At 39.4% G+C, this 25,134-nt stretch carries 27 protein-coding genes, 1 tRNA gene and 2 pseudogenes; 27 read left to right on the top strand and 3 right to left on the bottom strand.

Features of this window, described 5'->3' with window-relative positions:
• Positions 1-36 precede the first annotated feature (36 nt).
• The 12 genes and pseudogenes from prmC (at position 37) to T360_RS0107160 (ending at position 11,156) form a co-directional block, all read left to right on the top strand.
• Positions 37-861, top strand: coding sequence for a peptide chain release factor N(5)-glutamine methyltransferase (gene prmC, locus T360_RS0107215; RefSeq protein ID WP_028912180.1), 825 nt, complete (start codon positions 37-39; stop codon positions 859-861).
• Positions 858-1,349, top strand: coding sequence for a regulatory protein RecX (locus T360_RS0107210; RefSeq protein WP_028912179.1), 492 nt, complete (start codon positions 858-860; stop codon positions 1,347-1,349). Before prmC ends, T360_RS0107210 begins: the two co-directional genes overlap by 4 nt.
• On the top strand, positions 1,336-2,034 hold the full coding sequence (locus T360_RS0107205) for a ComF family protein (RefSeq protein WP_028912178.1): 699 nt from the start codon (positions 1,336-1,338) through the stop codon (positions 2,032-2,034). The genes T360_RS0107210 and T360_RS0107205 overlap by 14 nt, the downstream gene beginning before the upstream one ends.
• A gap of 62 nt (positions 2,035-2,096) precedes the next feature.
• Positions 2,097-2,729 (top strand): orotate phosphoribosyltransferase, encoded by a 633-nt coding sequence (gene pyrE / locus T360_RS0107200; protein WP_028912177.1) that lies wholly within the window; start codon positions 2,097-2,099, stop codon positions 2,727-2,729.
• 28 nt (positions 2,730-2,757) lie between these two features.
• Positions 2,758-3,189 carry a polyketide cyclase gene (locus T360_RS0107195; RefSeq protein ID WP_036929086.1) on the top strand — a complete coding sequence of 144 codons (432 nt, stop codon included), beginning with the start codon at positions 2,758-2,760 and terminating at the stop codon, positions 3,187-3,189.
• A gap of 19 nt (positions 3,190-3,208) precedes the next feature.
• Positions 3,209-4,540 carry an argininosuccinate lyase gene (gene argH / locus T360_RS0107190; protein WP_028912175.1) on the top strand — a complete coding sequence of 444 codons (1,332 nt, stop codon included), beginning with the start codon at positions 3,209-3,211 and terminating at the stop codon, positions 4,538-4,540.
• Positions 4,537-5,085, top strand: coding sequence for a hypothetical protein (locus T360_RS15740; RefSeq protein WP_028912174.1), 549 nt, complete (start codon positions 4,537-4,539; stop codon positions 5,083-5,085). Before argH ends, T360_RS15740 begins: the two co-directional genes overlap by 4 nt.
• Before the next feature lie 60 nt (positions 5,086-5,145).
• Positions 5,146-5,230: transfer RNA gene (locus tag T360_RS0107180), tRNA-Leu, on the top strand.
• Between the two features lie 25 nt (positions 5,231-5,255).
• Entirely contained in the window at positions 5,256-6,917 is a 1,662-nt protein-coding gene (locus T360_RS0107175; protein WP_028912173.1) for a lipopolysaccharide assembly protein LapB, read from the top strand.
• Between the two features lie 4 nt (positions 6,918-6,921).
• Positions 6,922-7,923: a TlpA disulfide reductase family protein gene (locus T360_RS0107170; protein WP_028912172.1), complete on the top strand. Its 1,002-nt coding sequence runs from the start codon at positions 6,922-6,924 to the stop codon at positions 7,921-7,923.
• Positions 7,924-7,930: 7 nt separating this feature from the next.
• A pseudogene (locus tag T360_RS14860) lies at positions 7,931-8,842 on the top strand (YifB family Mg chelatase-like AAA ATPase); the annotation flags it as partial.
• A 94-nt stretch (positions 8,843-8,936) separates the two neighbouring features.
• On the top strand, positions 8,937-11,156 hold the full coding sequence (locus tag T360_RS0107160) for a recombinase family protein (RefSeq protein WP_028912171.1): 2,220 nt from the start codon (positions 8,937-8,939) through the stop codon (positions 11,154-11,156).
• 193 nt (positions 11,157-11,349) lie between these two features.
• On the opposite strand, the gene T360_RS0107155 is transcribed toward T360_RS0107160, so the two are convergent.
• Together T360_RS0107155 and T360_RS0107150 are read right to left on the bottom strand one after the other, a co-directional pair.
• A complete protein-coding gene (locus T360_RS0107155; RefSeq protein WP_028912170.1) occupies positions 11,350-12,291 on the bottom strand; it encodes a hypothetical protein in 942 nt (313 codons plus the stop codon).
• 451 nt (positions 12,292-12,742) lie between these two features.
• On the bottom strand, positions 12,743-14,044 hold the full coding sequence (locus tag T360_RS0107150) for a hypothetical protein (protein WP_028912169.1): 1,302 nt from the start codon (positions 14,042-14,044) through the stop codon (positions 12,743-12,745).
• Between the two features lie 227 nt (positions 14,045-14,271).
• Between T360_RS0107150 and T360_RS16715 the strand changes: the two genes are divergently transcribed.
• Together T360_RS16715 and T360_RS0107145 are read left to right on the top strand one after the other, a co-directional pair.
• Complete coding sequence (locus T360_RS16715; RefSeq protein WP_369793498.1) at positions 14,272-14,580, top strand: NUMOD3 domain-containing DNA-binding protein; 309 nt, start codon at positions 14,272-14,274, stop codon at positions 14,578-14,580.
• The gene (locus tag T360_RS0107145) at positions 14,523-14,753 is read left to right on the top strand and encodes a hypothetical protein (protein WP_028912168.1); all 231 of its coding nucleotides are present in this window, start codon (positions 14,523-14,525) and stop codon (positions 14,751-14,753) included. The genes T360_RS16715 and T360_RS0107145 overlap by 58 nt, the downstream gene beginning before the upstream one ends.
• 435 nt (positions 14,754-15,188) lie before the next feature.
• On the opposite strand, the gene T360_RS0107140 is transcribed toward T360_RS0107145, so the two are convergent.
• Positions 15,189-15,380 carry a hypothetical protein gene (locus T360_RS0107140; RefSeq protein ID WP_028912167.1) on the bottom strand — a complete coding sequence of 64 codons (192 nt, stop codon included), beginning with the start codon at positions 15,378-15,380 and terminating at the stop codon, positions 15,189-15,191.
• A gap of 176 nt (positions 15,381-15,556) precedes the next feature.
• Between T360_RS0107140 and T360_RS16345 the strand changes: the two genes are divergently transcribed.
• The 13 genes and pseudogenes from T360_RS16345 (at position 15,557) to T360_RS0107065 (ending at position 25,133) form a co-directional block, all read left to right on the top strand.
• Complete coding sequence (locus tag T360_RS16345; RefSeq protein WP_028912166.1) at positions 15,557-15,832, top strand: hypothetical protein; 276 nt, start codon at positions 15,557-15,559, stop codon at positions 15,830-15,832.
• 43 nt (positions 15,833-15,875) lie between these two features.
• Positions 15,876-16,220, top strand: a complete 345-nt coding sequence (locus tag T360_RS14850; RefSeq protein WP_051523454.1) for an SH3 beta-barrel fold-containing protein — start codon at positions 15,876-15,878, stop codon at positions 16,218-16,220.
• A gap of 97 nt (positions 16,221-16,317) precedes the next feature.
• A complete protein-coding gene (locus tag T360_RS0107125) occupies positions 16,318-17,007 on the top strand; it encodes a recombinase family protein (protein WP_028912165.1) in 690 nt (229 codons plus the stop codon).
• A gap of 81 nt (positions 17,008-17,088) precedes the next feature.
• On the top strand, positions 17,089-18,393 hold the full coding sequence (locus T360_RS14845) for a hypothetical protein (protein WP_051523453.1): 1,305 nt from the start codon (positions 17,089-17,091) through the stop codon (positions 18,391-18,393).
• The gene (locus T360_RS0107115) at positions 18,326-19,258 is read left to right on the top strand and encodes a DNA methylase (protein ID WP_155949416.1); all 933 of its coding nucleotides are present in this window, start codon (positions 18,326-18,328) and stop codon (positions 19,256-19,258) included. The genes T360_RS14845 and T360_RS0107115 overlap by 68 nt, the downstream gene beginning before the upstream one ends.
• A 310-nt stretch (positions 19,259-19,568) precedes the next feature.
• Complete coding sequence (locus tag T360_RS0107105) at positions 19,569-20,744, top strand: C10 family peptidase (RefSeq protein ID WP_028912163.1); 1,176 nt, start codon at positions 19,569-19,571, stop codon at positions 20,742-20,744.
• 65 nt (positions 20,745-20,809) lie between these two features.
• Positions 20,810-21,376: a hypothetical protein gene (locus T360_RS0107100; protein ID WP_155949414.1), complete on the top strand. Its 567-nt coding sequence runs from the start codon at positions 20,810-20,812 to the stop codon at positions 21,374-21,376.
• A gap of 371 nt (positions 21,377-21,747) precedes the next feature.
• Complete coding sequence (locus T360_RS0107090) at positions 21,748-22,218, top strand: hypothetical protein (RefSeq protein WP_028912161.1); 471 nt, start codon at positions 21,748-21,750, stop codon at positions 22,216-22,218.
• A gap of 256 nt (positions 22,219-22,474) precedes the next feature.
• Positions 22,475-22,789, top strand: a complete 315-nt coding sequence (locus T360_RS0107085; protein ID WP_028912160.1) for a hypothetical protein — start codon at positions 22,475-22,477, stop codon at positions 22,787-22,789.
• A 178-nt stretch (positions 22,790-22,967) separates the two neighbouring features.
• A pseudogene (locus tag T360_RS14840) lies at positions 22,968-23,606 on the top strand (ATP-binding protein); the annotation flags it as partial.
• 27 nt (positions 23,607-23,633) lie between these two features.
• Positions 23,634-24,062, top strand: coding sequence for a Fur family transcriptional regulator (locus T360_RS0107075; protein ID WP_028912159.1), 429 nt, complete (start codon positions 23,634-23,636; stop codon positions 24,060-24,062).
• Positions 24,046-24,738 carry an HAD family hydrolase gene (locus T360_RS0107070; RefSeq protein ID WP_028912158.1) on the top strand — a complete coding sequence of 231 codons (693 nt, stop codon included), beginning with the start codon at positions 24,046-24,048 and terminating at the stop codon, positions 24,736-24,738. The genes T360_RS0107075 and T360_RS0107070 overlap by 17 nt, the downstream gene beginning before the upstream one ends.
• A complete protein-coding gene (locus T360_RS0107065; protein WP_028912157.1) occupies positions 24,735-25,133 on the top strand; it encodes a thioesterase family protein in 399 nt (132 codons plus the stop codon). Before T360_RS0107070 ends, T360_RS0107065 begins: the two co-directional genes overlap by 4 nt.
• Position 25,134: the final 1 nt, after the last annotated feature.

Here is a 25,134-nt window from a genome sequence, read left to right as displayed (position 1 = left end):
TTGTCTATTCTCAATTATTTTACTTACTTTTGCAGCATGAATTACGAACAACTCTGTCAAAGACTGAGCAGGATTTATGATGCTGGCGAGGCGAAAGCCATTGTCCGCTTGGTGCTCGATGTGCGTTTTGGCTTATCGACTGCCGATATTTATTGTGGCAAAGTTACACAATTATCATCAAATGACCAAGCAGAACTCGAAAAAATCATGCAAAGACTTGAAGAAGCCGAACCAGTACAGTATGTTTTGGGGGTGGCAGAATTCTGTGGGCGCCAGTTCCATGTGGCTCCTGGCGTTCTTATCCCTCGACCGGAAACGGCAGAATTATGCCGTTTCATCGTGGAAGATGGTGGGCATGATATATTGGATGTTGGTACTGGTAGTGGCTGCATAGCTATTACTTTGTCGCTTGATATTGCAGATGCCAAGGTGACCGCATGGGATGTTTCTGATGAAGCGCTTGCTATAGCACGTAGCAATGCTAAGGCATTAGGAGCAGAGGTGGAGTTTGTGCATCAGGATGCTTTAGACATGCCCTCTTCTCCCGAGATGTGGGATGTGATTGTTAGTAATCCGCCTTATATTTGTAGGAAAGAAGCCGGTGAAATGGAGAATAATGTGCTGAAATATGAGCCGGATATAGCATTGTTTGTATCAGATGACGATCCGCTGCTGTTCTACCGGCACATTATGAATTATGCAGCTAAGGCCTTGAGACCAAAAGGAAAGCTTTACTTTGAGATTAATCCCATTTATGCTGATTCTATCGTGGAGCAATTATTGACGCTCGGCTTTATTGATGTGACGAAAGTGAATGATCAGTTTGATAAAATTCGTTTTATAAAAGCAATCAAACCATGACAAAGGAAAAGACAGAGCAGGAAGCTTATCTGCAGTTGGCTGCTTTATGTGCGCAGGCAGAACATTGTGAACAGGAGATGCGCGACAAGATGAAACGATGGGGAATGACTCCTCAGACGCAGGACAATGTTGTTAGTCGGCTCGTCAAGGAGCGCTATATTGATAACGAACGATTTGCCCGGGCTTTTGTTAAAGATAAAGTGCGTTACAATAAATGGGGCAGGCGCAAGGTTCAACAGGCTCTTTGGATGAAGCGCATTGACGACGATATCCAGCAACGTGTGCTCGATGAAATCGACGATAAAGAGTATCTGGATGTGCTTGTACCATTGTTGAAGCAGAAGCGTAAGAGTGTGAAAGCCAATAGTGATTATGAATTAAACCAGAAATTGGTGCGCTTTGCTTTAAGCCGTGGCTTCGACTATGGGGTTATTCGCCAATGTCTGGACGTTGAAGAGGATATGGATTTCGACGATGAAACCGATTAGTTTCTGGCGCAGACTGCTTGATTTGATATCGCCTCGTGTGTGTGTGATGTGCGGCAAGCGCTTGGCCCCAACAGAAGAGGTGATTTGCAATAAGTGTTATTTCCATCTGCCTCGAACAGAGTTTTGGCTCCATCCCTACGACAATGTGATGGCCAAGGCCTTTTGGCACCTGATTCCTATTGAGCGAGCTGCAGCTTTCTTTTATTATGAGTCTCATGCGGAAACAGCAAATATTATCTATCAGCTTAAATATAAGGATCATCCTGAGGTAGGCTCTGCGATGGGACGTATGATGGCTATGGAGATTAAAAGTGCAGGTTTCTTCGATGAAATCGATGGAATAGTGCCTGTCCCGTTGACTAAGAAGCGTTATCGCCAGCGTGGCTATAACCAGAGTGAGGAAATAGCCAAGGGTGTCAGTGAGGAGACAGGTATCCCTATCTACTCAGATGCGGTGAAACGAGTGCTTTTTGCTGCTAGTCAGACAAAAAAAGGACGATGGGCGCGAACCGAAAATGTAGAGAAAGCTTTTCAGTTTAATCGCTTGCCGGCAGATGTAAAACATGTGCTGCTTATTGATGATGTGGTTACCACAGGTTCTACTGTCATGGCATGTGCCAAGCATTTGGCTCAAGAAGCCAACGTTAAGATAAGCGTTTTGTCACTTGGCTTTACAAAAAGATAGGTAATTGTTTGGTTATTCGCTCGCTTATTCGTATCTTTGCACCCAAAATACAGAATAACGTTATGGAAATCAAGAATCAATTTGCTCAGAAACTGATGGAGATTGAGGCCATCAAGTTACAACCAAATGACCCATTTACTTGGGCTTCTGGCTGGAAGTCGCCTATTTACACAGATAATCGTAAGACATTATCGTTCCCCCGTTTACGTTCTTTCGTAAAATTGGAATTATGTCATGCCATTCAGGAGAACTTTCCTGAGGCTGAGGCTGTAGCGGGTGTAGCTACTGGTGCAATTGCACAGGGTGCTTTGGTTGCTGACGAATTAGGTTTGCCTTACAGCTATGTTCGTCCTAAGCCAAAAGATCATGGCATGGGTAACCAGGTTGAAGGTGAGATTAAGAAAGGTGCCAAAGTTGTTGTGGTGGAAGATCTGATTTCTACTGGTGGTAGCAGCTTGAAAGCTGTTCAGGCACTTCGTGACTATGGTGTTGAAGTGATTGGTATGGTTGCTTCATTCACTTACGGATTCCCTGTTGCCGAAAAGGCTTTTGCTGATGCTGGTGTAAAACTGATTACGCTGAGTAACTACGAGGCTGTCATCGAAGAGGCCGCCAAGACAGGCTACATTAAGGAAGAGGATAAGGCTGTTCTGGCAGAATGGCGTAAGAGTCCTGATACCTGGAAGCAGGATTAAATCTCACAATTTAAAACTCAATATTAAAATGGGATTATTCGGAGGAGAAAGTAAGTTTGAAAGTAGTGTGAAGCATGTTCCCTACTCTCAGCAGGCTGTTTACAATAATATCAGCGATTTGACAAATCTGGAGAAAGTTCGTGATCGTGTGCCTCAGGATAAGGTTCAGGATTTCAGTTTCGATCAGGATACCGTGAGCATTAATGTGGCTCCCGTAGGCGAACTGAAACTTCGTATTTGCGATCGTGAAGAGCCAAAGTGTGTGAAGTTCGAGACGGTGCAGAGTCCTGTTCCTTTTAATGTCTGGGTGCAGGTACTGCCTGTGGATGAGAACTCTTCAAAAATGAAGGTGACTGTAAAGGCAGAGCTTAATCCTTTTATCAAAGGAATGGTAGAAAAGCCTCTCCAGGAAGGTGTGGAGAAGATTGCAGAAGCCTTGTCGCTTGTGCGCTATGAGTAATTGATAATCGATAAATGAGATGAAACTCTGGGAGAAGAATTTTGAGATCAACAAGGAGATTGAGCGTTTTACCGTAGGTCGTGATCGCGAAATGGATCTCTATCTGGCCAAGTATGATGTACTTGGTTCAATGGCCCATATCACCATGTTGGAAAGTATTGGTTTGCTTGAGAAGGATGAGTTAACCCTGCTTTTGGCTGAGTTGAAGAATATCTATCAGCTTTGCGAACGAGGTGAGTTCGTCATTGAGGATGATGTGGAAGATGTGCATTCGCAGGTCGAGATGCTGCTGACACGCAAGCTGGGAGATATCGGTAAGAAGATTCATTCTGGTCGTTCGCGTAACGATCAGGTGCTGGTGGATTTGAAACTGTTTACCCGCCACGAGTTGATGGAGATAGCCGAAGAGGTGAAGATTCTTTTTGATGAGTTGATTCAGAAGAGTAATCAGTATAAGGATGTACTGATGCCAGGATATACCCATTTGCAGATTGCTATGCCCTCCAGCTTCGGACTCTGGTTTGGCGCTTATGCCGAGAGTCTTGCTGATGACATGCTGTTCCTGCAGGCTGCTTACAAGATGACCAATCGCAATCCATTAGGAAGTGCAGCTGGTTATGGTAGCTCATTCCCCCTGAATCGTACCATGACTACCAATCTGTTAGGGTTTGATTCTATGGATTATAATGTGGTTTATGCTCAGATGGGTCGTGGCAAGATGGAGCGTAATGTAGGTTTTGCTATCGCGACTATCGCTGGTACCATTGCTAAGATGGCTTTCGATGCCTGCTTGTTTAACTCGCAGAATTTCTCGTTTGTAAAACTGCCGAAGGAGTGTACAACAGGCTCGAGTATCATGCCTCACAAGAAAAACCCGGATGTGTTCGAACTTATCCGTGCCAAGTCTAATAAACTGCAGTCGCTACCTCAGCAGATTACTCTGATGATGAATAATCTGCCTGTTGGATATTTCCGCGACCTGCAAATTATCAAGGAGGTGTTCTTGCCTGCTTTTGGCGAATTGAAGGATTGTCTGCAGATGTGTGCCTACATTATTAATAAGATAGAAGTAAATGAGCACATCCTCGACAATCCTATGTATGATCCGATGTTCTCAGTCGAGGAGGTGAATCGCTTAGCTGCTGATGGTATGCCGTTCCGCGATGCCTATAAAAAGGTGGGTCTTGATATCGAAGCCGGCACTTTCAAGGCCAGTCATGATATTCATCACACCCACGAGGGTAGTATAGGCAATCTGTGCAACGACAAGATTGAAGCTTTGATGCAACTGACGCTTGATGGATTCCATTTTGAGCGCATGACCGAGGCTGAAAAGAAACTGTTGGCATGAAACGTTGGCTCTCCTTCCTGCTCTGTTGCCTGTTGATGGCTTGTGTAGGTGACGAGAATATATATCGTGAATATGAATGCCGTTTTGTGTTTGATTCCACGCTGCATCCCTTACCTTGTCAGTTAACGGCTATGCTCACAAACCCCGGGCAGTTTATAAAGATAGAAACGAGCATGGAGCAAGGGGTGCGACATTTGAAAACTACACGAAACTTTGATGGTGCAGTAGAAGACATACGTTTGAATACAGACCGTGAGTCACGCCTGACTTATGCACTTGGAGCAAACAACTGTATTATTGTGGGTTTAAGCAGTTACGACAATATCCTTGTGGCCTACGAAGGACAGTGCTCTAATTGTCTGAAGGATTCAGGAGGTCGTCGTTACCCCCTTGTTTGGCAGAATAATGGCGTATATCTACATTGTGATAAATGCAAGCGTAGTTATAACGTAAATAATGGTGTTTTGGCTGAAGGCACCCCTGGAATCGGACTTTATAGGTATAAAGTTGGCTTTGATGGTAGTATTCTGAGGGTTTGGAATTAAAAAAAGATAAAAAGTTTGGTCATTCCAATAATTAGACTTACCTTTGCACCGCTAAATGGAGCCACGATGGTGGAATGGTAGACACGAGGGACTTAAAATCCCTTGACCATAAAAGGTTGTGCGGGTTCGAGTCCCGCTCGTGGCACACAAAAATACTGAAACTTTATTTTATGCAAAAAAAAGAAATTCTACTACTGTCAGCAGCTACGCTGATGATGTTTACATCGTGTTCTAAACTCGGCGAGTTATCAGCAGATAATTTCACCGTAACCCCAAATCCGCTTGAGACTCAGAAGGGCGTTGTTCCAGCTACTATCAATGGCCACTTTCCTGAGAAGTATATGAAGAAAAAGGCTGTAGTTACAGTCGTGCCCGAGTTGCGCTATTCTAACGGCGTAGTTGAAAAGGGTACCACCGCTACTTTCCAGGGTGAGAGTGTTCGTGGTAACGACCAGACTATCAACTATCGCATGGGTGGTAACTACACCATGAAGACTAGCTTTGCTTATGCTGGTGATAACAAGGCTGAGATGTTCCTTACATTCGATGCCCGTATTGGTAATAAGAAGATGGAGGTTCCTGCTGTTAAGGTAGCAAATGGTATTATTGCTACTTCAGAGCTGTATAAGCGTACCATTCTTACTGCTCAGGCTGCAGTTGCTCCTGATGCTTATCAGCGTATCACTAAGAAGAAGCTTGATGCAAACATCAAGTTCCTGATTCAGCAGGCTAAACTCCGTAAGAGTGAGTTGAAGAATAATTCTGTTCAGGAGTTCGTTCGTATGCTTAAGCAGATCAACAATGATCGTGAGAAGTTGAATCTCGACAATATTGAGGTTTCTGCCTATGCTTCACCTGATGGTGGTTTCAGCATCAACGATAAGTTGGCTGGTGAGCGTCAGAAGGTTTCTGAGAAGTATGTAAACCAGGAGCTGAAGAAGATTAAGCTCGATGCACCTGTTGACGCTAAGTACACAGCTCAGGACTGGGAGGGCTTCCAGGAGTTGGTAAAGGCAAGCAATATTCAGGACAAGGAGGTTATCCTGCGCGTTCTTTCTATGTATAAGGATCCTCAGGAGCGTGAGCAGCAGATTAAGAATATCTCTACCGCTTTCCGTGAGTTGGCTGATGGTGTTCTGCCCGAGTTGCGCCGTGCTCGTCTCACTATTAATTACGAGACAATCGGTCGTAGCGACGAACAGATCCTGGAGCAGTTGGCTGCCGATCCTACCAAGCTGAGTATCGAGGAAATTCTGTATGGTGCAACCCTGAAGTCAACACCCGACGAGGCAAAGCAGGTTTATCTGACTGCCGCTCAGGTTTATCCTAACGACTACCGTGCTTATAACAACCTGGCTACTGTAGAGTACAAGCAGGGTAACTATGAGGCTGCCAAGCAGTATCTGGAGAAGGCTAAGAATGTGCCTGAGGCTAATGCCAACCTTGGTCTGCTGGCTCTGAAAGATGGTGACGTAGCTACTGCTGAGCGTTATATCGCCAGCGCTACTGATGCTAACGGACTGGCAGAGATTATGGGTAACCTGAATCTGGCAAAGGGTAACTATGCTCAGGCTGAGGAGAACTTTGCTGAGGTTTACTCTAACAGTGCAGTGTTGGCTCAGATCTTGAATCATGACTATGTATCAGCTGCTGTTACACTGAAGTATATTCAGAACCCTGATGCTACTTCTGAGTATCTGAAGGCTTTGATGAGTGCTCGTATGGGTAACAACAGCGATGCTGCTGAGGCTTTGAAGGAGGCCATTAAAAAGGATCCTGCTTTTGCTAAGTATGCAGCTAACGATATCGAACTTGAGAAGATAGAGAAATAAGAAGATGAAGAAGTCGGGGTTCCTTACTTGTTTGGTAGCACTTTTTCTGCTCTCTTGTGGCAATGGCCAGAAGAAATTCAAGATAGAGGGTAGTTTCAAGGGCTTTAATCAAGGGGAACTCTATGTCTATGGCTTGAATGGTGCTCATAAACTCGATACCATCGGTGTAAACCGGGCTGAGTTTACTTATCAGGCACCCATCACCGAGCCTGTTACTCTTGTGTTGGTGTTCCCAAACTTCTCTGAGATTCCTGTATTTGCAGAGCCAGGCGTTACCCTTACTTTAGAGGGCGATGCTTCGCATCTGAAGGAAGCAGAGGTAAAGGGCACTGATACAAATAAGGAGATGACAGCTTTCCGTTTGAAAACCAATAATATGACGCCTCCTGAGGTTATCAAGGAAGCTGCCGCGTTTATCAACGAAAAGCCATCATCTCCTATTTCTATTTATCTGTTGAATAGATATTTTATACAAACTCCCAATCCCGATTACGCTAAGATTCAGCAGTTGATTCGTACTGTTCAGGCCGCACAGCCTGAAAACACGTCTTTATCTGCCATCAGTCGTCAACTTGATGCGCTCAAAGCTATTAAAGTTGGTAATCGTTTGCCGTCGTTCAGCAGTAGAGGACTGAATGGTGAGAGCGTTTCATCTGCAGATTTGAATGCCAAGGTGAATGTGATTACTTTGTGGGCTTCGTGGAATTATGAAAGTATAAGCATCCAGAATCAGTTGGCACGCCTCAGTAAGCAGCACCCAGGCGTATTCAAGATGCTGAGTATCAGTGTTGATGGTAGCGTGAAGGATTGCCGACAGATTGTTGAGCGCGACTCCATTAAATGGCCAGTTATTTGCGATGGTCGCATGTGGGAAACGCCTGTTTTACAACAGATTGGACTAACTTATTTGCCTGATAATATTGTTATCGATGCCCAAGGTAAGATTGTGGGTCACTCATTAAATTATCAAGATTTGGACAAAAAGATACAAGAATTAATCAACTAGAATCATCATGCTTGTAAAAACCTATTGCGCAGCCGTTACAGCACTTGAAGCTACTACCATAACCATTGAGGTTAATCTCACTAGAGGTACAATGTTCCATTTGTCGGGCTTAGCCGATACTGCAGTCAAAGAGAGTTATGACCGTATTCGCGCTGCTATCGAGAATAATGGTTTTAAAGCCCCAACAGCCGACCTGACAATTAATATGAGTCCTGCCGACATCCGTAAGGAGGGTAGCAGCTATGACTTACCTTTGGCTATTGGTATTTTGGCGGCTTATAGTAAGGTCAGCGAAACACTCCTTTCGCAGTATATGATGGTTGGCGAATTAGGCCTGGATGGCAAGATAAAGCCTGTCAGCGGTGTATTGTCAATTGCTATCCGTGCACGAAAGGAGAAGTTTAAGGGCTTGATAGTACCCAAGGAGAATGTGCGTGAAGCCGCTGTTGTGAATCAGCTGGATGTCTTGGGAATGGATAATCTGGCAGATGTGATTGGCTTCCTGAACGGCTGTAATACTTGTGAACCTACGGTTGTTGACACTCGTAAGGAGTTTTATGATCATCAGTATGCGTTTGATCTCGACTTTGCTGATGTGCGCGGGCAGGAAAGTGTGAAACGTGCCTTAGAGGTAGCTGCCGCTGGTGGTCATAACGTGATTCTGATAGGTCCTCCAGGTAGTGGTAAGTCGATGATGGCTAAACGTTTACCAAGCATTTTGCCACCATTGTCGTTAGCAGAGAGTTTGGAAACCACCCAGATACATTCGGTGGCAGGCATCCTTCCCAGTGGCACATCGCTGATATCTCAGCGTCCTTTCCGTAGTCCGCATCACACCATTTCTCAGGTGGCTATGACAGGTGGCACGCAGAAAGCGCAGCCCGGTGAGGTGAGTTTAGCGCATAATGGCGTACTGTTCTGGAATGGAATATATTAACAATAATTACATAAAGAATTTACTATCGTTTTTTTCTTTTTTGTATCTTTGCATCCGTAATCTAACTTGATAGAAGATGGCAAAGAAACAACGTGCAGCCTTGCTGGCAAGAGTATCAACCCCCCAACAGATTAAGTTGGGTTTGGAGAGTCAAGTGGCAGTGTTAAAAAAGCAAGCCATAGAGGACGGTTATGAAGTGCCCAATGAATTGATTTTCCAAGAACAAATCTCAGGTCTTGATGCCAACAAGCCAATTCGTAAAAGTCTGCAAGACCTTATGGATGCAGTTGAGGCACATAAAGTAGATGTGTGTTATATTTTTGAATGGACAAGAATTTCAAGAAATCCATATAATCTTATAGACCGAGTTAGATGGTTTAATGACCATAAAATCCCCATATTTATAAAGGACATTGATTCTTGGACTTTAGATAGAGTAACCAAAGAGGAAATTACCAAAACAAAGGATTACTTATTTGGTGCGGCAACGTATGGTGAAAAAGAAGCGGAAAAGATGAGAATACGTACCATGAGAGGGCGGAACGAAGCTGCCCAAAAAGGTTTGTACGTTGGTCATTTGTCAGATGGTTACTATGTAGTTGAAACTGAAAAGGGAAAGGAAATCAAGGTAGATAATTCAAGAAGGGGAGTTATTGAAAGAATTTTCAACTTGTATGAGCATGGATATTCCACTGATAAGATTGCTGAAATACTCAATTTGGAAGGTGTGCCGACAGCAAGTAAATACAGACTACATTCACCTTTGTTTAAAGGTTATCAAGAAACCTACCGTAAAAAATCAACAGATGTACCAATCAGTAGAGATAAAACAAAATGGCAAGGTGCTGTTATTGCTGCATACTTAAATAATAGATGGTATATAGGTGAACGGCAATATAATAAACAATCTTATAGTATTGACCCTATTGTAAAAAAAGAGCAATGGGGTTTAGTTAGTTCCATGTTAGAAGATAACAAAGCTAATTTCCGTTCTAAAAGGGAAAGTTCAAAGCACACTTATCTTTTATCAAGACTGATATATTGTGGTAAATGTGGAAAAAAGATGTATGGTCATTATACTGGGTTAAACAACCACTATTACTGTAGTTCCTATGATGAAGGTGGAAAGTGTGGACTCCGAGGTGTTAATAAAGAAAACATAGAAGCGATTGTTGCGTTGGCAACAAAAGCTAGAGGGATTTTAGATTTGTATGATGGTTCTCAAAGTGCTGTTGGAGATTTCTTCGATTTGAATCCGAAAGTAGAAAAAAAGTTAAGAGAGGAAATAAGGATAAACAATTTGCATATTGTAGAAATTGAGAAGGAATTGGAAAAAAATGCTATAGATTATAAGACGGCAATAAGAGAGAGTATTTCTAGTGCAGATAATAAAGAAAGAAAATCTGTATATGACCAAATTATTGAGGAACTTGAAGAAGAGAAAATAAAACATATTAAACTAAAAGAAGAATTAACTCAGAAGAATATTCTTAATAACAAAAGGCTTAATGCAAAATCCAATATTGGTGCTGTTATTAAAAAAGTTGTTGAAGAGAAGAATCTTATAACATTAAGAGAGTTGTTTTTGGCAGTGATTGATAATATCTATGTTTATAACTTAACACCCAGCATAGATGTTATTAGAATACGATTCTCCGACGGTGTCACAAGGGATTGGATTTATGCTTATAGGCTTCTAAAGCAAAGTACAATCTCCTTACATGATGCTTTCAATGTTTACGATTTAATCTATTATGACGAAGAAAAGAATATATTAAAATGCAAAAGGGGGAAAGCCGTTATTTATCATGGCGCTAATTATTTCCCTTATGAGGATTTTATGAAGAAGCAGCCAAGTGTAATTGAACAAATGGGAAAAGGAGGTGTGGATTATTTTGTTATAAGTGATGAAATCGTATCCGCAAAAGAATTCGTTAAATATTGTGCGAATCAACCATCTGTTGCCCACTCATTTGAGAGACTTGAAGGTTTGTCTTCAGAGGCTATAGAGCAAAATACCAAGTATAAGAAGTGGAGAAAGAAGTATAATACTGGATTACCAACTTGTGTTCCTTATGTGGTGAAAGATACTACTTATGAGGAAGTCTCCAAGAGGAGAAAATATTTGTATAATAGAAAGAACAAAATCAAGAAACATAAGAAACTAACTGATGATGAAAAGAAACAAAAGATGGATGAAATAGACAAAGAATTAGCTTTATTGTCTGCCAAGGTTAAATATATGAATAGAGATGAGGCTTTGAGAGAGTACGAGAAGCAGCAGAAGAACAAGTGAAGATGTGACTTTTGAGCCTGTGGATTAAGGTCTTTCAATATATCCCTAACAGATTTTGTGAATTGTCAATTCACCCAATTCATTGGGAACAGTAGAAAAAATTTCCGGAGTCAAATATTGGAAATATTGAGGGGTGGTGTATCATTTTTATATATTAGAAAAGGACTGATGAATAGTCATCAGTCCTTTCATATTATTTTCTGAATACAAAGAAATACGAATGATATTTTCGTGCGCATTTCTGTTTCATTCCAGCACTAAGCATTCGCACATTGGAAGTCAGAATGAATTTATCAATGACACTAAAGCCTTGCTCAACAGCCCATTGATGAACCAAATGGCTAAACCATATTTGACGACCTGCAGTATATATATCTTGCGTTTTCATTATCATTATGCCCTTCTTCTCCAACTTATCATAAGACAGCCTCAACATATTCTTATTAGCCTCTGTAGCCTCTTCCATATCATTGAATGAGTTGAAGCGTTGGTGCATCTTGCAGTTTTCAGTCCATTCCTTTTTGGTAACCAGAAAAGGTAAATCTACAATACAAGAATGTAGTGTGCCATCTTCTATCAGTTTATCTGCCCTCTTCAAATTGATAACACCTTCACATTGTTTTGGGTATTTGTCAAAGCGCCAAATAGGAATGGGAACTTTATTATCAGCATACATTGCTCCAATCGAAAATGTGAAGTCTGCCTCAATATAACCTTCCTTAATATACAACTTAATGATATTATTCAATATCTCTTGTTGGTCATCTGAAACGCTCTTTATTATGAATTGGGAATTTGATGTATCAAGAGTTGATTTTTTATCTTGAGACTTTTCCATTTCAAATTTATCCATCTCCCAATACTTTCTAACCGTATTGATTGCGTAACCAGTTTCTTGGGCAACTTTTCTTATTGACCATGAAGGATGCTGCTTTTGGGCATTCTTGATAGCCTTATACCTAAGAAACATTGAATCATATTTTCTATCCACATGATTCATTCTAAGCCATAAATAAAGTGTTGGAACACTCACGCCGCATTTATCTGCATTCTCTTCAACGCTGAGGCGTGCATCGTAAATCATCTTAATTTTCTTTGATAAATTAAACTTAGTAATCTCGTTATTATTAATCATAACATTAGAAACTTAAAATTAAAATAAAAAATAATATGTATTAATGATGCATCAATTGACCAGTACTTGGTACAGATGAATCTTTTTGAGAGACACACTATCTATATTGATGAAGTTATCATCAATGATAGCATGAAAAAAGAAGTATGCTAACAATCTTCTAAAGTAGAAGAAATAATGGCTACGCAGCCAGACGTCAAGGGATGAACCTTATGTGACGAAAAAAGACCGTTTATAGAGGGTCTGCCATGATTTTCAATGGTAGTGCAAAGGTACATTATTTATTTGACATACGCAAGAAATAATCCATATTTAACTTTTTCAAAAAACTTGATAAATTTTAGTTAATTTGAAATTTGCAATCGCCTCTATTTATCAGTATTCTCTATTAAATAGAAGTGTTAAAACTCACACAAAATGCAAGTATGTCATAAATAATATTTAACAAATTTCAACTTTTGTACTTGGCAATTCCATTCTCTTTCCTCCATCTTTTCAGTGTGCTAATGGAAATGTCCAAACCATTCTCCTTCATAATCTCTATATTCTTCTTATCCGTTTTGCTACAATCGTATAATTCGCCAATTTGGTTGTGTCTTATCATCTTGGCAGCAATATTCTTCACCTCATTCTTGGAAAGGCCATACTTAATACAGAAGTTGGGATTAACCATAAACTTCTTATGTGTCCCCCTCAGACGTTCATATTTTGCCATGTCTTTATTCATTACGTCTGTAGCAATATTATATATTACCTTTTTATCTATGACATTATCAGCATCATAGTTTGACATATAGTAGACAAGTTCATATAGGAGGTTATATAAGAGATTGTCAAAGGTGATATTAGGGTTTATAAGCCGTCTTATGATTCCATTGATGAATAGTTTCCTTCTACGACCTTCACCATCCTTAATCTTTATTGGCTTACCATCCAACCTTTTTCGCCACCATCTACGAATCTCAGTATGACCAATTGGATATATTATATATGGTGTGTCATCGTCTGGTATTTCAAGTGGAGTGTGTTCAATATTTGGGAATACGTCTATGTATTTCGCTAATATATCTTCCATCTTCATGTTTCTATAGTCATTCTCAAAAGTATCATTCAGATGTATATTGTAGTTGTTGTTGTATGTATGATTCTCATTGACACTTTTATCCTCTATAGGTCTATGATATTGTTTATAATAATCTTTGTAATCCTCTTTATCATAAATGATATTAGTAATATACGGTTCGATATTACCACATCCATTTCCATTATAATAACGTTCTGCCTCTCTGCATCTATAGTCTATATCCTTTATGGCTAATCCATTTGAGGTCATAATTGCATATACAAAACTATAATATTCATCTACACCTTCTATTTTCTCTGAGAAGCAATATACCAATCTGTAACTATATTCACCATTCTCTCCATTGGAACATGACGTATAGGCAAAGGTTGGTTTGTATTCCATATTGTCAATCATGGAGTTCATTTCAACTTTATTATGGTCAACGTCAATTGATATGAAGTAAGAATAACGAAAGTCCTTTGCGTGTTTATGGTACATATCAATAGAAGGCTGTTCAAATATTGGTGCATAGCAATGTCCCTTGCTAACAGCGTTAACCAATCCTTCAACATTTGTTATAGACTGATGAAACGTAAGTTTTGGTACCTCTGTATCTCTATTTGGCTTATGGTCAAATGTTTGGTCTGAAATGCAGACATCAAATTTGTAATCAGTAGTTGTTTTCATATATCAATATCTTTATTACAAGTCCAATATCTTTTATTATTCATAAAAAGGGGATTGCTAGTCTAAGATATTGAAGACGTGACTAACTTGACGGTAGCGAACCGCATCCCCTTGTTTTATAAAATATAATCATTGAGTTATATTTTCAAAGAGTATCAAATATTTATATATGAATTTAATCCATACCAATTCATAAGATAAATATAACGAAGCAACATAAAAGTAAAATGGATAACACAAATGTTAATCAAACAAGCAATCGCCCAGATAGACATGGGGTCAATAATCCTATGTGGGGCAGACACCATTCAAGTGTTACACGTCAGAAACAATCCGATGCTGCCATACGCAGAAACCAGCAATACAAGAAAGCGTTGGATGCTCAGCATCATTTGACGATGGACGAATTTCTAAATAATAATCCAACGGTCGAAGAATACATCAAGACCTTGGTAAAGGAACAAATTGATAAATTTATATGGACGGAATGCAAACAGAACAAGCCAAAGCAATTGCCCCTAAATATTTGGCTTTAGCGGAAAGGTACAAAGCACAACCTTGGAAAAGCGTAAAGAGAACCAAGATGATGATGGATTTCGTTTCATGGTTCAGAAATCATCATGACGAATTAACAGATAACGAAAAGGATTTTTTACAAGAAAACATTACCCAGGTTGATTGTGATGATATTCCCAAATATACCTATTGATTCGTATTGCGAAAAAGGGAATGGCAGATACCATTCCCCAATTGCTTATACAGCTGCTAATGCAGCCTCTTTATGATTAACGTATTCCCATATTTCATTTTGTTCCTTATGACTTGCCTTCTTAAATGAAGGTCATATTGCAAATATACAAAAAAATGTTAAATTAAAGAAGTTTTTGGGCAACTTTTTTCACTCCTCCCCCCAAAAATATAAATCTAAACCCTCCTACACCTTATTAAAAATATGGAATTTGGGGACATGACCGGCACCGTACGTATGGACTTTCAAAAGGCAGTAAACACACGCTTATTTCCTTAAAATCCCCATAAATAAAGGGTTTTGAGAGATTTTATATAGTCAGAAATCGCCAAAAACATCTGTTTGGCGTGCGTTTCGCCGAAAAAAATCCAAAATTTTTCCCAGAATCATCAATAGTCAGATGTAACCATCTTCTTTCATTTTAGCCCTCACTGCATCATTAATGTATGCATTTCTATTGATAGATTTAGGAAAGGCATCATACAATTCCTTTTCAAAATAGAACAAAACCTTTTGTGACTCAACCCTTTTGTGGCGACCAGCACCTTCACGCCTTCCACCTCTACCAGATTTTTTTATTTCTTCCATAATTCCTAATTTTTGTGCAAAGATAAAAAGTTTGATTTAATATTATAACAAATCAAAGTTAAACTTAGTTAAGAAACGAAACGTTTTTGATATATTATTATATTATTTCAAAATTATTTCGTATCTTTGCAATGTGAATAAGAAACAAAAGAAGTAACAATTAAATTATAACAGTTATGGCAACAATAAACAAAATCGAAAAGGCTCTTGCAATCCTCAGTCAGCACGATTGGTATTGGATGATGTGTGATAGTAACAACGCATATTTCAATGCAAGAGGCAATATGAGAGCATTTGTAGAGTTGGTTGCCAGCATCAATAATTCTGCTGTCATAAAGGCAATGAGAGACCTTTGGAGTGCTAAGTATCAGTATGTACACAACAGATGCGATATAGAGACATTCAAGGCAAAGGAGGCTGAGTTAATGACAATCATCACGATGGCAGCATAAGAAATGAGAAGTTTAACAATTTAATCATATAGGAGATTTAGTTATGAAGGAGTTAGTAGTAAAGCAGAGCGAGATTGTACGTTACGCAAGTAAGAACGTTATAATGAATGGTAGTGATTCAATCACGGCTACAGCAAAGGCTATGGAACTTGCAACATTGAAAGCAAGAATGATGCGAGGTGAGTGTGTCAAATTTGCATATATGAAATTGAATGGTGAAGTACGAATCGCAGTAGGCACATTGCAGAAAGATAGTGTTGAGGCAAGCATCAATGGCAATGGTCTGCCAAAACGCTTCTACGGGATGTTTGTATATCAAGACCTCCTATGCAATTTGGAATGGCGAGGCTTCAAGGAAGAGCGTTTCATTGGTTGTATCGAAAACTAAAGTAATGGGGAGTAATCCCCATTATTTCTTCTCAATTAAGATTTATTAACATAGATTACGTTAGTCAAATGGTCGTATCACAGATGTAAATTAGGGTATGGAAACAAGAAAATTCGTAAGTTGGAGGAGGTGCAGCACCCAGAAGCAAGGTAAAAGTGGATTAGGGTTGGAAGCACAAATGAGTATCATCAATTATTTCGTTGCTGAGGCTAAAGGAGAGTTGATAGCAGATTTCCATGAGGTATATACTGGAAAGAATCTGCATGGATGTGTGGAATTACAAAAGGCAATGGAGTGCGCAAAAAAGAATGGTGCAACATTGGTGGTGGCAAAGACAGACCGCTTCCGCAACCTTGAGCAAGCCTTAGAGGTGTACCGACTCATGGATGGCAGCATCTATTTCTGTGACGTACCAATGGCAGAGGATGCTGCAACGTATAAGTTCATGCTTTCCCTCAGTTGGTCATTGGCAGAGCGTGAGGCAGCAATAACAAGCCTTAGAACCAAGCAGGCGTTAGCAGCCAAAAGAGATAGGGGTGAAACTATCGGCAATCCCAATGCTACCATATCAGAAACCATGAGAGCCAATAGCATTGCATCCAGACGTAAGGATGCACAGTTGAATGAGAATAACCGCAAGGCATATAAGTTAGCTAGTCTGTTGGTCGCTCAAGGCAAGACAATAACAGAGGTTTGCAGAGAATTGAATGAGAACGGATACAAAACACCCAATGGCAAACAGTGGCAGACAGTACAAGTTCAAAGATTAATAGCACTCTACATATAAAGAACACATTAAAAACGTAATCTTAATAAAAAAATCTCTCAAACCATTCAATATTAAAGAATAATTTAGTATCTTTGCAGCATGGAAACAAAAGATAATTACATAGAACAAGATATGTTTGATGGATTCTTTGACAATGTAGATGATAGCAAATCTTCTACATTTCAAGATAACATGAAACTCCCTATTCATCGTTGGTATCGATACACGGCAGGTTTTTCTGCATCGTGGGTAGGAAAACTTATTGAAGAAGAAAAGGCAAATGGAAGAAAGAACATTATAGACCCTTTTGTCGGCTCCGGAACTGTTGTTGTCGAAAGTGGATTCCACAATGTTAATGCCTATGGTATTGAATCCCATCCATACGTATATAAGATTGCTCAAGCCAAGCTGCAATGGAGAGAATTAGACAAAGAAAAACTAATCTCAGAGTGTCTTGCAGTTTTGGAACGTGCAAAACAAAAACAGGTTGGTAATGTGGAGTACCCACCACTTGTTACCAAGTGCTATCCAATAGATACATTGCAGAAACTAGAATCTCTCAAGTTAGCATGCCTTGAGATAGATAATGAAAAGATACAAAATTTCGTATGGTTCATAATAACCTCTATTTTGCGTTCAGTATCACCTGTTGGTACAGCCCAATGGCAATATGTGCTGCCAAATAAAACTAAATCAAAGGTTCTTGACCCATATGATGCTTATTTGCAAAAAGTAAGGGACATAGAACATGATATAGATAGTTCCGAAAAAAAGGTTGGTAAGGAATCTGAATTAGCCATATTCCAGGAGGATGCAAGGAATATAAGTTCAATTCCAAAGGGATGGGGTGATTTGGTTATCACTTCACCTCCATATGCTAACAATTACGATTATGCAGATGCTCTAAGATTGGAAATGTGTTTTTGGAATGATATTAAAGGATGGAAGGATTTGCAAAGTAAAGTGCGTGTAAATTTGATAAGGGCATGCACTCAGCATGTAGGGGGACAGAAAGCAGAAATTAGGAATATATTGGATTCAGAGATATTGTCACCTATCGCAGATGAACTAAAGGAAAAATACGAATTGCTTGATAAAGAAAAGGAAAATCATGGAGGCAAAAAGAACTATCACCTTATGATTACAGCATATTTCTACGATATGGCTAATGTTTTTCATTCTTTGTATGAAGTTACGAGTGATAAATGCAAGATGTGCTTCGTTATTGGTGATTCTGCACCCTATGGTATATATATTCCAGTTGACGAATGGTTAGGAAAGTTGGCTGTTTCTGCAGGATTCAAAGATTATACCTTTGAGAAATTGAGAGACAGAAATGTTAAGTGGAAAAACAGGAAGCACCGTGTTCCTCTTAAAGAAGGTAGATTATGGATTAACAAGTAATATTATGGCAAAATCTCCATCGCACATTCTTGGTGAACTCATAGGCAATTTCTTTGAGAATGCAATGAAAAAGCCTATAGAGAAATTTTCAGTTGAGAACGATTTGTATTTCGACACGATTGGCTATAGAAAGGCCAGAAAAGGGATTAAAGTCACATGGGAAGATGCCGATGGCAATCACCATGACCTTGATTACGTTCTTGAAAGAGGTGGAACAGAAGCAAACATAGGATTACCAGTTGCCTTCATAGAATTGGCATGGAGAAGATATACCAAACATTCCAAGAACAAAGCACAAGAGATATCTGGTGCAATAAATCCAATAGTTGAACGATTCAAAAAAACACAGCCATTCAAAGGAGCAATTCTGAGTGGAGAATTTACAAGTAACTCACTTGAACAATTGAGAAGTCAAGGTTTCTCAGTACTCTATATATCATTCAATGACTTGGTATCATCTTTCAGAGCAAAAGGGTTGGATATTTTCTTTGATGAAGATACGAGCAGCGAAGAACTAAGTAGAATCGTTGATAATTGGAAAGCAACTCCTGATAGCGTTCTTGCAGAAATACGAGATAATCTTCTTAGGAGATGTGCTACCAAAATTAATACGTTTATCGAGGAACTTTCAGTAAGTGTAAATAGGAGGATAGAAAGCATACATATATTGCCATTGCATGGGTCAAGTATTTTGCTGTCATCTGTTGATTCAGCAATCAAATATATCAATGATTATGAATCAATACCCCAAGAAGCAGAATTACAATATATAGAAATCATTGTCCGATATACAAACGGCTCACACATTGACTGTCATTTCAAGAATAAACAACAAACAATAGACTTCTTGAGTAAAATTGATTAATGTGCATTTTGAACGTTTATATATACTATTATTTGTATTAATGGAAGCAACAACAATGAGTTATATACATGATGTAGCGTGGGTAGTATTGATATTCACCCTTGGTATGCTAGCAGGATATATACTAAAGTTGGTAATGTGTAATTATGAAAGGATGAAGAATCAAGGAAGGTGAATATATTGCACAGTTACAGTGTTTTGAGCAGAAGAATCTTTGTATGTGAAATATAATTCAAGGATTTTTCTGTTTTTTGTTGCAACTTTAAGAAAGATTGTCTATATTTGCGGTCTAAAACAATCTATTTAGCCCATGAAACAACTTGGTACGTTATTAATGTTGCTCTTTTCACTGACAGTATCAGCACAGAGTGACTTTGACATTGCACAGGAATTTATGTCAAAGAAAGGAGTTTCCTTGTCAAAGGAAAACAAGGCTAGTACAAGAGGTGAGAATAAACCATACAGCATCTTCAATGCAGAGGATGGAAAGGGTTTCGCTATAGTTTCTAATGGTATTGTAATTGGTTATTCAACAGAGAATACTTGTGACGAATACCCATTTCCATCTGCAGCAAGCACTAGAGGTTTTCAGCTTACTCCTAAAACGCCAATTGAGTATATGGTGAAATGTGAGTGGGGTCAAGGAGAACCATATAATTGGCAAACCCCATTGTTCTTAGATGAACAAACTGGAGCCTATAGGCATGCATTAACTGGATGTAGCCCAACCGCTCTTGCCCAAGTAATGTATTATTATAAAATGGAAAAATGTAAGGCGATAAATGAATTTGTTTATAATGGAGTTAAGAAGTTAGATGCTCTACCTGAAACCAGCTTTGAATGGAACGCTATACTTCCAAAATACATATCAGGTGAATATACGGAAGAGCAAGGACAAGCTGTAGCAAAATTAATGAAATATTGCGGTTATTCAATACGTGCTGGTTATGGGCTTCACAGTACTGCCGCATTTGTGGATTTGTACCTTATAAAAAAATGCTTTGATATATCAGATGAGAGTTATCAATCATATACAGAAGTTGGCAATTCTCTTGTTTTTACCCAATTCTCAGATAAAGAGTTAGAAGCATTTATGGATAATGCACTGGAGAAAGGCAGACCTCTAATATTGATTTCTAATAATAAAGAAGGAAATAGTCTACATACTCATATCGTAGATGGTCGTGATGATACAGGACGATATCATGTTAATTGTGGCTGGGATGGTTCAAGCAATGGCTATTATATCATGTCGCAAGAATTACTTATGGCAGGAGAAATGATAAATGATGTTTTGAATAGATTAAATTCACCGTTCTTCACTGTCATCATCATGCCAGATGGATGGACGGACATTAATCCTATCGAGGAAGAAGGAGCAAAACATCAAGTTTATAATCTCCAAGGCAGAAAGGTTGGTAATAGCCTTGAAGGATTACCAAAGGGAGTATATATACAGAATAAGAAAAAGCAAGTAGTTAAATAATTCGTACTTCAGAAAACAAACTAAATAATCTGAGAATGTTTGTGCTATGATAAGATAATAAGCTTATGAAGAGATTCTATTTTTCAATTATGATGTTGTCAGTGATTGTTGCAGCATTGAATTTTTCATCATGCAGCAAAAGTGATGATGGTGAAAATGGTGGTGGTGAGAAAAGTCTAGTAGTTGATAAAGTTGCATATTACGCAGACGCAAGCCTTACTGAGAATACCAGTAGGGGATTGCACCTTTCCATTAGTTGTATGGAGAATCCAAATTCTATACCAGTTAAGGAATTGGATTTTTACATCATAGGAATTAAAAAGGTTACTGATTTAGGGGAAGGAGATACTTTCTACGGTGACGACATAGCCAAAATCAACATTGAGAATTTTGGGACAATTGGGCTTTATGAGAAGCAATATGAGATTACTAGTGGAAGTATTTCAATTCAATCAATAGATAGATATAAGGTTAAGGTGAGGTTTAACGATTTGATGTTTTCTTTGGAAAGTTCCACTAATATTTATGGTGAAGATTATGACCCTCAGAATCCAACAACACACAAAGTAAGTGGAACTGCATCATTCCATAACAGCTTTTTTGAGGGAGGTGATTGGTCTCCTTTCTACTAAACCAGATTACTTATTCGTAAAATTAAAATGAGGACGGTTGCAGCCGTCCTCATGCTATTAAAAGGAGATAAGGATGTCGCAGTTCTCTAGGGAATCATTTGTGTCAAATGTCCGTCTTCTTATTCTCCCATGCCTTACGATATGGGGCATCCTCTTATGGTAAAGGAGAACAAGGATGTTGCTAGCTAGGAATGCATCTGATGCATGGGGTACACCCTCAATCCCCCATAAGTGGTGCAAAGGTAGACATAATAGATGAATTAGCCAAGGATTTGATGTTTAAAACGCTAATTTTCATGTTTATTGTTGGAACTTTGAAAAGGATTGTCTAAATTTGCAGCAGATAAATAATTAAAAAATAAACATTGCTTATGGGATTATTTACAAAAAACAAACCTATTGACTGCTATAAGAAGGTCAACAAACTGATTAGTAAGATGTATTACATCAAAAAAACACTTATTCTTAAAGCAGACTATATAAATGATAGTGATAGACAATCCATTTCTAATCAGCTTGATGATGCAATAGAATATTTTAACAGCATCGTTAGGATGGATTTTAGTAGTACATATCTTCTTATGAAATCGGATATTATGTTTGGTACGCTTGTCTATGATTATGAAAACAAAAGACTATCACTTAATGATTTTATGCAAAAGGCATCAAAAGAAATAGATGCAATTAAGCGAATAGTAAAGGGTGCTCCAGTTGTTATGTCTGAAATAAATCAAAACTCGATTTCTAAAGATTTCTTTTATGACGAACACAAATTAGGTGTTTATCATTCAGCACACATAAATGACCCACGCTTTGAATTACCGCCAATGTTCGTAGTATAGCAACTTATAAAACCTATCACTTCGTGCATAAATGAAACCCTATATTCAATTTTGAATCTAAAAGAATATAAGAATCACTGGAAAACCCTCTGTTTATGGGGGGGCTTTTTTGTTGAGGCTCTAATCATATTCAATTGATTATATTAAGAAATGAAACAACTATAAAATTAGAAGCCAATACTATAGTAATTTAAGGTATTGTTTGGGCAGTTCGAAACATTTTTGTATTTTTGCAGCCAGAAACTTTCAACAGAATATGAAAAAGGTATTCTTCATTATAATTATGTGTATGATGGTTGGTATTATTCTGCCATCATGTGAAAAGTCCACGCTAATGGACGATTGTCCTATTATGGAGGATTTCTATACCGAATCAATAAAACTGCCTACAGTTACCACGGACAGCGTTAAGAAGTTCTCATGCAAGGTTGATGGATATGTGGCAAAGTTTCCTCAAGCTAAGCAACATAAACGTTATGCACAGATAGTTGAGAATATTAAGGCAGCATCGTTTCGTATTGCAATATCAGTAGATACTGCATGGAATGGTGAGTTTACGATTAATTTCTAGGAAATTTATGGTTATGAAGAGTAGTATAGATATACCAAATAGTAGTATTAGGGGTAGTAATAATCTCTTTTTGACTATTATTGGGGGTGTTACTAATAAGAAATTTGTAGCCAAAAAGGTAGTAAAAAGTGATTATAAACACCTAAGAAACAGAAGGTTGACAAACTATGGTTGTTTCGTGTCGTTCTGTGATGAATTACCAGAATTTAGTCGTGCCACACTCGAGGTATTGCGCCAACCGTTAGAAGACCGTAAGATTACAATCAGTCGTGCCAAATACACCATCGAGTATCCTTGTTCGTTCATGTTTGTGGCCTCAATGAATCCTTGTCCTTGTGGCTATTATGGCGACCCCACACATCACTGTGTGTGCACGCCTGGTCAGATACAGCGTTATATGAATAAGATTTCTGGTCCGCTACTCGATCGTATGGATTTGCATATCGAGGTGCCTGTGGTACCTTTCAATCAGTTGTCGCAGATGCAGCAGGGAGAGTCGAGCGCAGTGATTAGAACACGTGTGATAGCTGCCCGCAAGCGTCAGGAGGAGCGTTATAAAGACTTTAAAGGTATCCACTGCAATGCTCAGATGACGGAGCGCATGATCCATCAGTTTGCTGAACCAGATGAGCAGAGTCTGAACATGCTGCGTATGGCCATGGAGAAATTGCATCTGAGTGCCCGTGCTTATAACCGTATTCTAAAAGTTGCACGCACCATTGCCGATATAGAGGGGACAGAGCAGATTCAGTTGCAGCATATTGCCGAAGCAATAGGCTATCGCAGCTTGGATCGTGGCGATTGGAGTGATAGATGATATGAAGTTTTTTATGATATAGCGCTTATGGACACTAAAAATTGCGAGACATTATTGTTAGAACATGGCATCAAGCCTACGGCCAATCGCATCATGGTGGTGAAGGCATTAGAGTCATCCATGCTTCCTCTGTCAATGGCAGAATTGGAAAGAAAGATCGATTCTATCGACAAATCTAATATATTCCGTACACTCACCTTGTTTCGTGAGCATCATTTAGTGCATGCCATAGAGGGGGCTGTCGACGGTACACGTTTTGAATTATGCCATAGTCATGATGAGCATTATGACGATGATTTACATCCGCATTTCTATTGCGAGTCATGCCAGCAAACCTACTGTATGGATGGCGTTGAAATGCCTGAAATCGTACTGCCTGAAGGCTTTGAGGCTCATTCGAGTAATTATATTATAAAAGGAACTTGTCCACATTGTAAAGATGAAGATAGACGTTAGCAACCTTCGTGTGATAGCCTTCGATGCTGATGACACCCTGTGGGATTGTCAGAGTCATTTTGAGGAAGTAGAGCAGCATCTCTACCGCCTCATTGCGCCTTACTGTGATGATCCTGCTCGCGAGTTGTTCATAACAGAGTCGGGCAACATGGCCGACTTGGGTTATGGTTGCAAGGCTTTCACCATCTCAATCATAGAAACAGCACTCCGCGTGGGTGGTAGTCATCTGACGGATGTTGAACTGAGTGAATTGCTAGTGCATAGCAAGTCGTTACTCCATCTTCCTGCCACACCTCTCCCAGAGGTTGAGGATACCTTGCAGCGCCTGCAGGCCTATCCTTATCGTCTGGTGGTATTCACTAAGGGTGAATTGCAGGACCAGGAGAACAAGCTCAATCGTAGCCGTTTAGGCCGTTATTTCTCGCATGTAGAGATTACCTCTAATAAGACAGAGACCGAATTCTCACAGCTTTGTGAGCATCTGGATGTTCTGCCTTCACAGCTGCTGATGGTAGGCAACTCTCTGAAGAGTGATATCGCTCCAGCCCTGAACATCGGTGCCTGGGCCATCCATATTCCCTTTCATGTTACCTGGCAGCTAGAGCATGCTGAGGATATAGAGCATGAGCGTTTGATAAAAATAACCCATTTCAACGAAATATTGAAGCATTTATGAATTATATTTTCGAAACCCGTATGGAAGTTCGCGACTATGAGTGCGACATCGAAGGCATCGTAAATAATGCCAATTATCTGCATTATGCTGAACATACCCGTCACCTGTTCCTACGTAGCTTAGGTGCGAGCTTTGCTGCATTGCACGAGCAGGGTATTGATGCTGTTGTGGCTCGTATGAATCTGCAGTTTAAAACTCCTCTGCGCTGCGACGATGAGTTCATCTCTCGTCTGGCACTTACCAAGGAGGGCATAAAGTATGTGTTCCATCAGGCCATCTTCCGTGTCAGCGACGAAAAATTATGTTTCAAGGGTGATTTCGAACTGGTGTGCATCGTGAATGGGCGGCTGGCCCCAAGTCCTGAATACGACGAGGCTTTCAAAGACTTTATCTGAA

This window comes from Prevotella sp. MA2016 (assembly GCF_000619825.1).
In the GTDB taxonomy this organism is placed as follows: domain Bacteria; phylum Bacteroidota; class Bacteroidia; order Bacteroidales; family Bacteroidaceae; genus Prevotella.
The sequence above is the reverse complement of the archived record's forward strand: the minus strand, read 5'-3'. Positions and strand labels throughout refer to the sequence as shown.

Excerpts from the sequence above, each read along its gene's own strand:
- T360_RS0107070 (WP_028912158.1), top strand. The coding sequence starts at position 24,046 with ATGAAGATAGACGTTAGCAACCTTCGTGTGATAGCCTTCGATGCTGAT.
- T360_RS0107175 (WP_028912173.1), top strand. The coding sequence starts at position 5,256 with ATGCAAAAAAAAGAAATTCTACTACTGTCAGCAGCTACGCTGATGATG.
- T360_RS0107140 (WP_028912167.1), bottom strand. The coding sequence starts at position 15,380 with ATGGAAGAAATAAAAAAATCTGGTAGAGGTGGAAGGCGTGAAGGTGCT.
- T360_RS0107090 (WP_028912161.1), top strand. The coding sequence starts at position 21,748 with ATGGGATTATTTACAAAAAACAAACCTATTGACTGCTATAAGAAGGTC.
- pyrE (WP_028912177.1), top strand. The coding sequence starts at position 2,097 with ATGGAAATCAAGAATCAATTTGCTCAGAAACTGATGGAGATTGAGGCC.
- T360_RS0107160 (WP_028912171.1), top strand. The coding sequence starts at position 8,937 with ATGGCAAAGAAACAACGTGCAGCCTTGCTGGCAAGAGTATCAACCCCC.
- T360_RS0107170 (WP_028912172.1), top strand. The coding sequence starts at position 6,922 with ATGAAGAAGTCGGGGTTCCTTACTTGTTTGGTAGCACTTTTTCTGCTC.
- T360_RS0107075 (WP_028912159.1), top strand. The coding sequence starts at position 23,634 with ATGGACACTAAAAATTGCGAGACATTATTGTTAGAACATGGCATCAAG.
- T360_RS0107195 (WP_036929086.1), top strand. The coding sequence starts at position 2,758 with ATGGGATTATTCGGAGGAGAAAGTAAGTTTGAAAGTAGTGTGAAGCAT.
- T360_RS14845 (WP_051523453.1), top strand. The coding sequence starts at position 17,089 with ATGGAAACAAAAGATAATTACATAGAACAAGATATGTTTGATGGATTC.
- T360_RS0107155 (WP_028912170.1), bottom strand. The coding sequence starts at position 12,291 with ATGATTAATAATAACGAGATTACTAAGTTTAATTTATCAAAGAAAATT.
- T360_RS0107065 (WP_028912157.1), top strand. The coding sequence starts at position 24,735 with ATGAATTATATTTTCGAAACCCGTATGGAAGTTCGCGACTATGAGTGC.
- T360_RS0107145 (WP_028912168.1), top strand. The coding sequence starts at position 14,523 with ATGGACGGAATGCAAACAGAACAAGCCAAAGCAATTGCCCCTAAATAT.
- T360_RS0107150 (WP_028912169.1), bottom strand. The coding sequence starts at position 14,044 with ATGAAAACAACTACTGATTACAAATTTGATGTCTGCATTTCAGACCAA.
- T360_RS0107125 (WP_028912165.1), top strand. The coding sequence starts at position 16,318 with ATGGAAACAAGAAAATTCGTAAGTTGGAGGAGGTGCAGCACCCAGAAG.
- argH (WP_028912175.1), top strand. The coding sequence starts at position 3,209 with ATGAAACTCTGGGAGAAGAATTTTGAGATCAACAAGGAGATTGAGCGT.
- T360_RS16715 (WP_369793498.1), top strand. The coding sequence starts at position 14,272 with ATGGATAACACAAATGTTAATCAAACAAGCAATCGCCCAGATAGACAT.
- T360_RS0107105 (WP_028912163.1), top strand. The coding sequence starts at position 19,569 with ATGAAACAACTTGGTACGTTATTAATGTTGCTCTTTTCACTGACAGTA.
- T360_RS0107100 (WP_155949414.1), top strand. The coding sequence starts at position 20,810 with ATGAAGAGATTCTATTTTTCAATTATGATGTTGTCAGTGATTGTTGCA.
- T360_RS15740 (WP_028912174.1), top strand. The coding sequence starts at position 4,537 with ATGAAACGTTGGCTCTCCTTCCTGCTCTGTTGCCTGTTGATGGCTTGT.
- T360_RS0107115 (WP_155949416.1), top strand. The coding sequence starts at position 18,326 with ATGTTAAGTGGAAAAACAGGAAGCACCGTGTTCCTCTTAAAGAAGGTA.
- T360_RS14850 (WP_051523454.1), top strand. The coding sequence starts at position 15,876 with ATGAAGGAGTTAGTAGTAAAGCAGAGCGAGATTGTACGTTACGCAAGT.
- T360_RS16345 (WP_028912166.1), top strand. The coding sequence starts at position 15,557 with ATGGCAACAATAAACAAAATCGAAAAGGCTCTTGCAATCCTCAGTCAG.
- T360_RS0107210 (WP_028912179.1), top strand. The coding sequence starts at position 858 with ATGACAAAGGAAAAGACAGAGCAGGAAGCTTATCTGCAGTTGGCTGCT.
- T360_RS0107085 (WP_028912160.1), top strand. The coding sequence starts at position 22,475 with ATGAAAAAGGTATTCTTCATTATAATTATGTGTATGATGGTTGGTATT.
- T360_RS0107205 (WP_028912178.1), top strand. The coding sequence starts at position 1,336 with ATGAAACCGATTAGTTTCTGGCGCAGACTGCTTGATTTGATATCGCCT.
- prmC (WP_028912180.1), top strand. The coding sequence starts at position 37 with ATGAATTACGAACAACTCTGTCAAAGACTGAGCAGGATTTATGATGCT.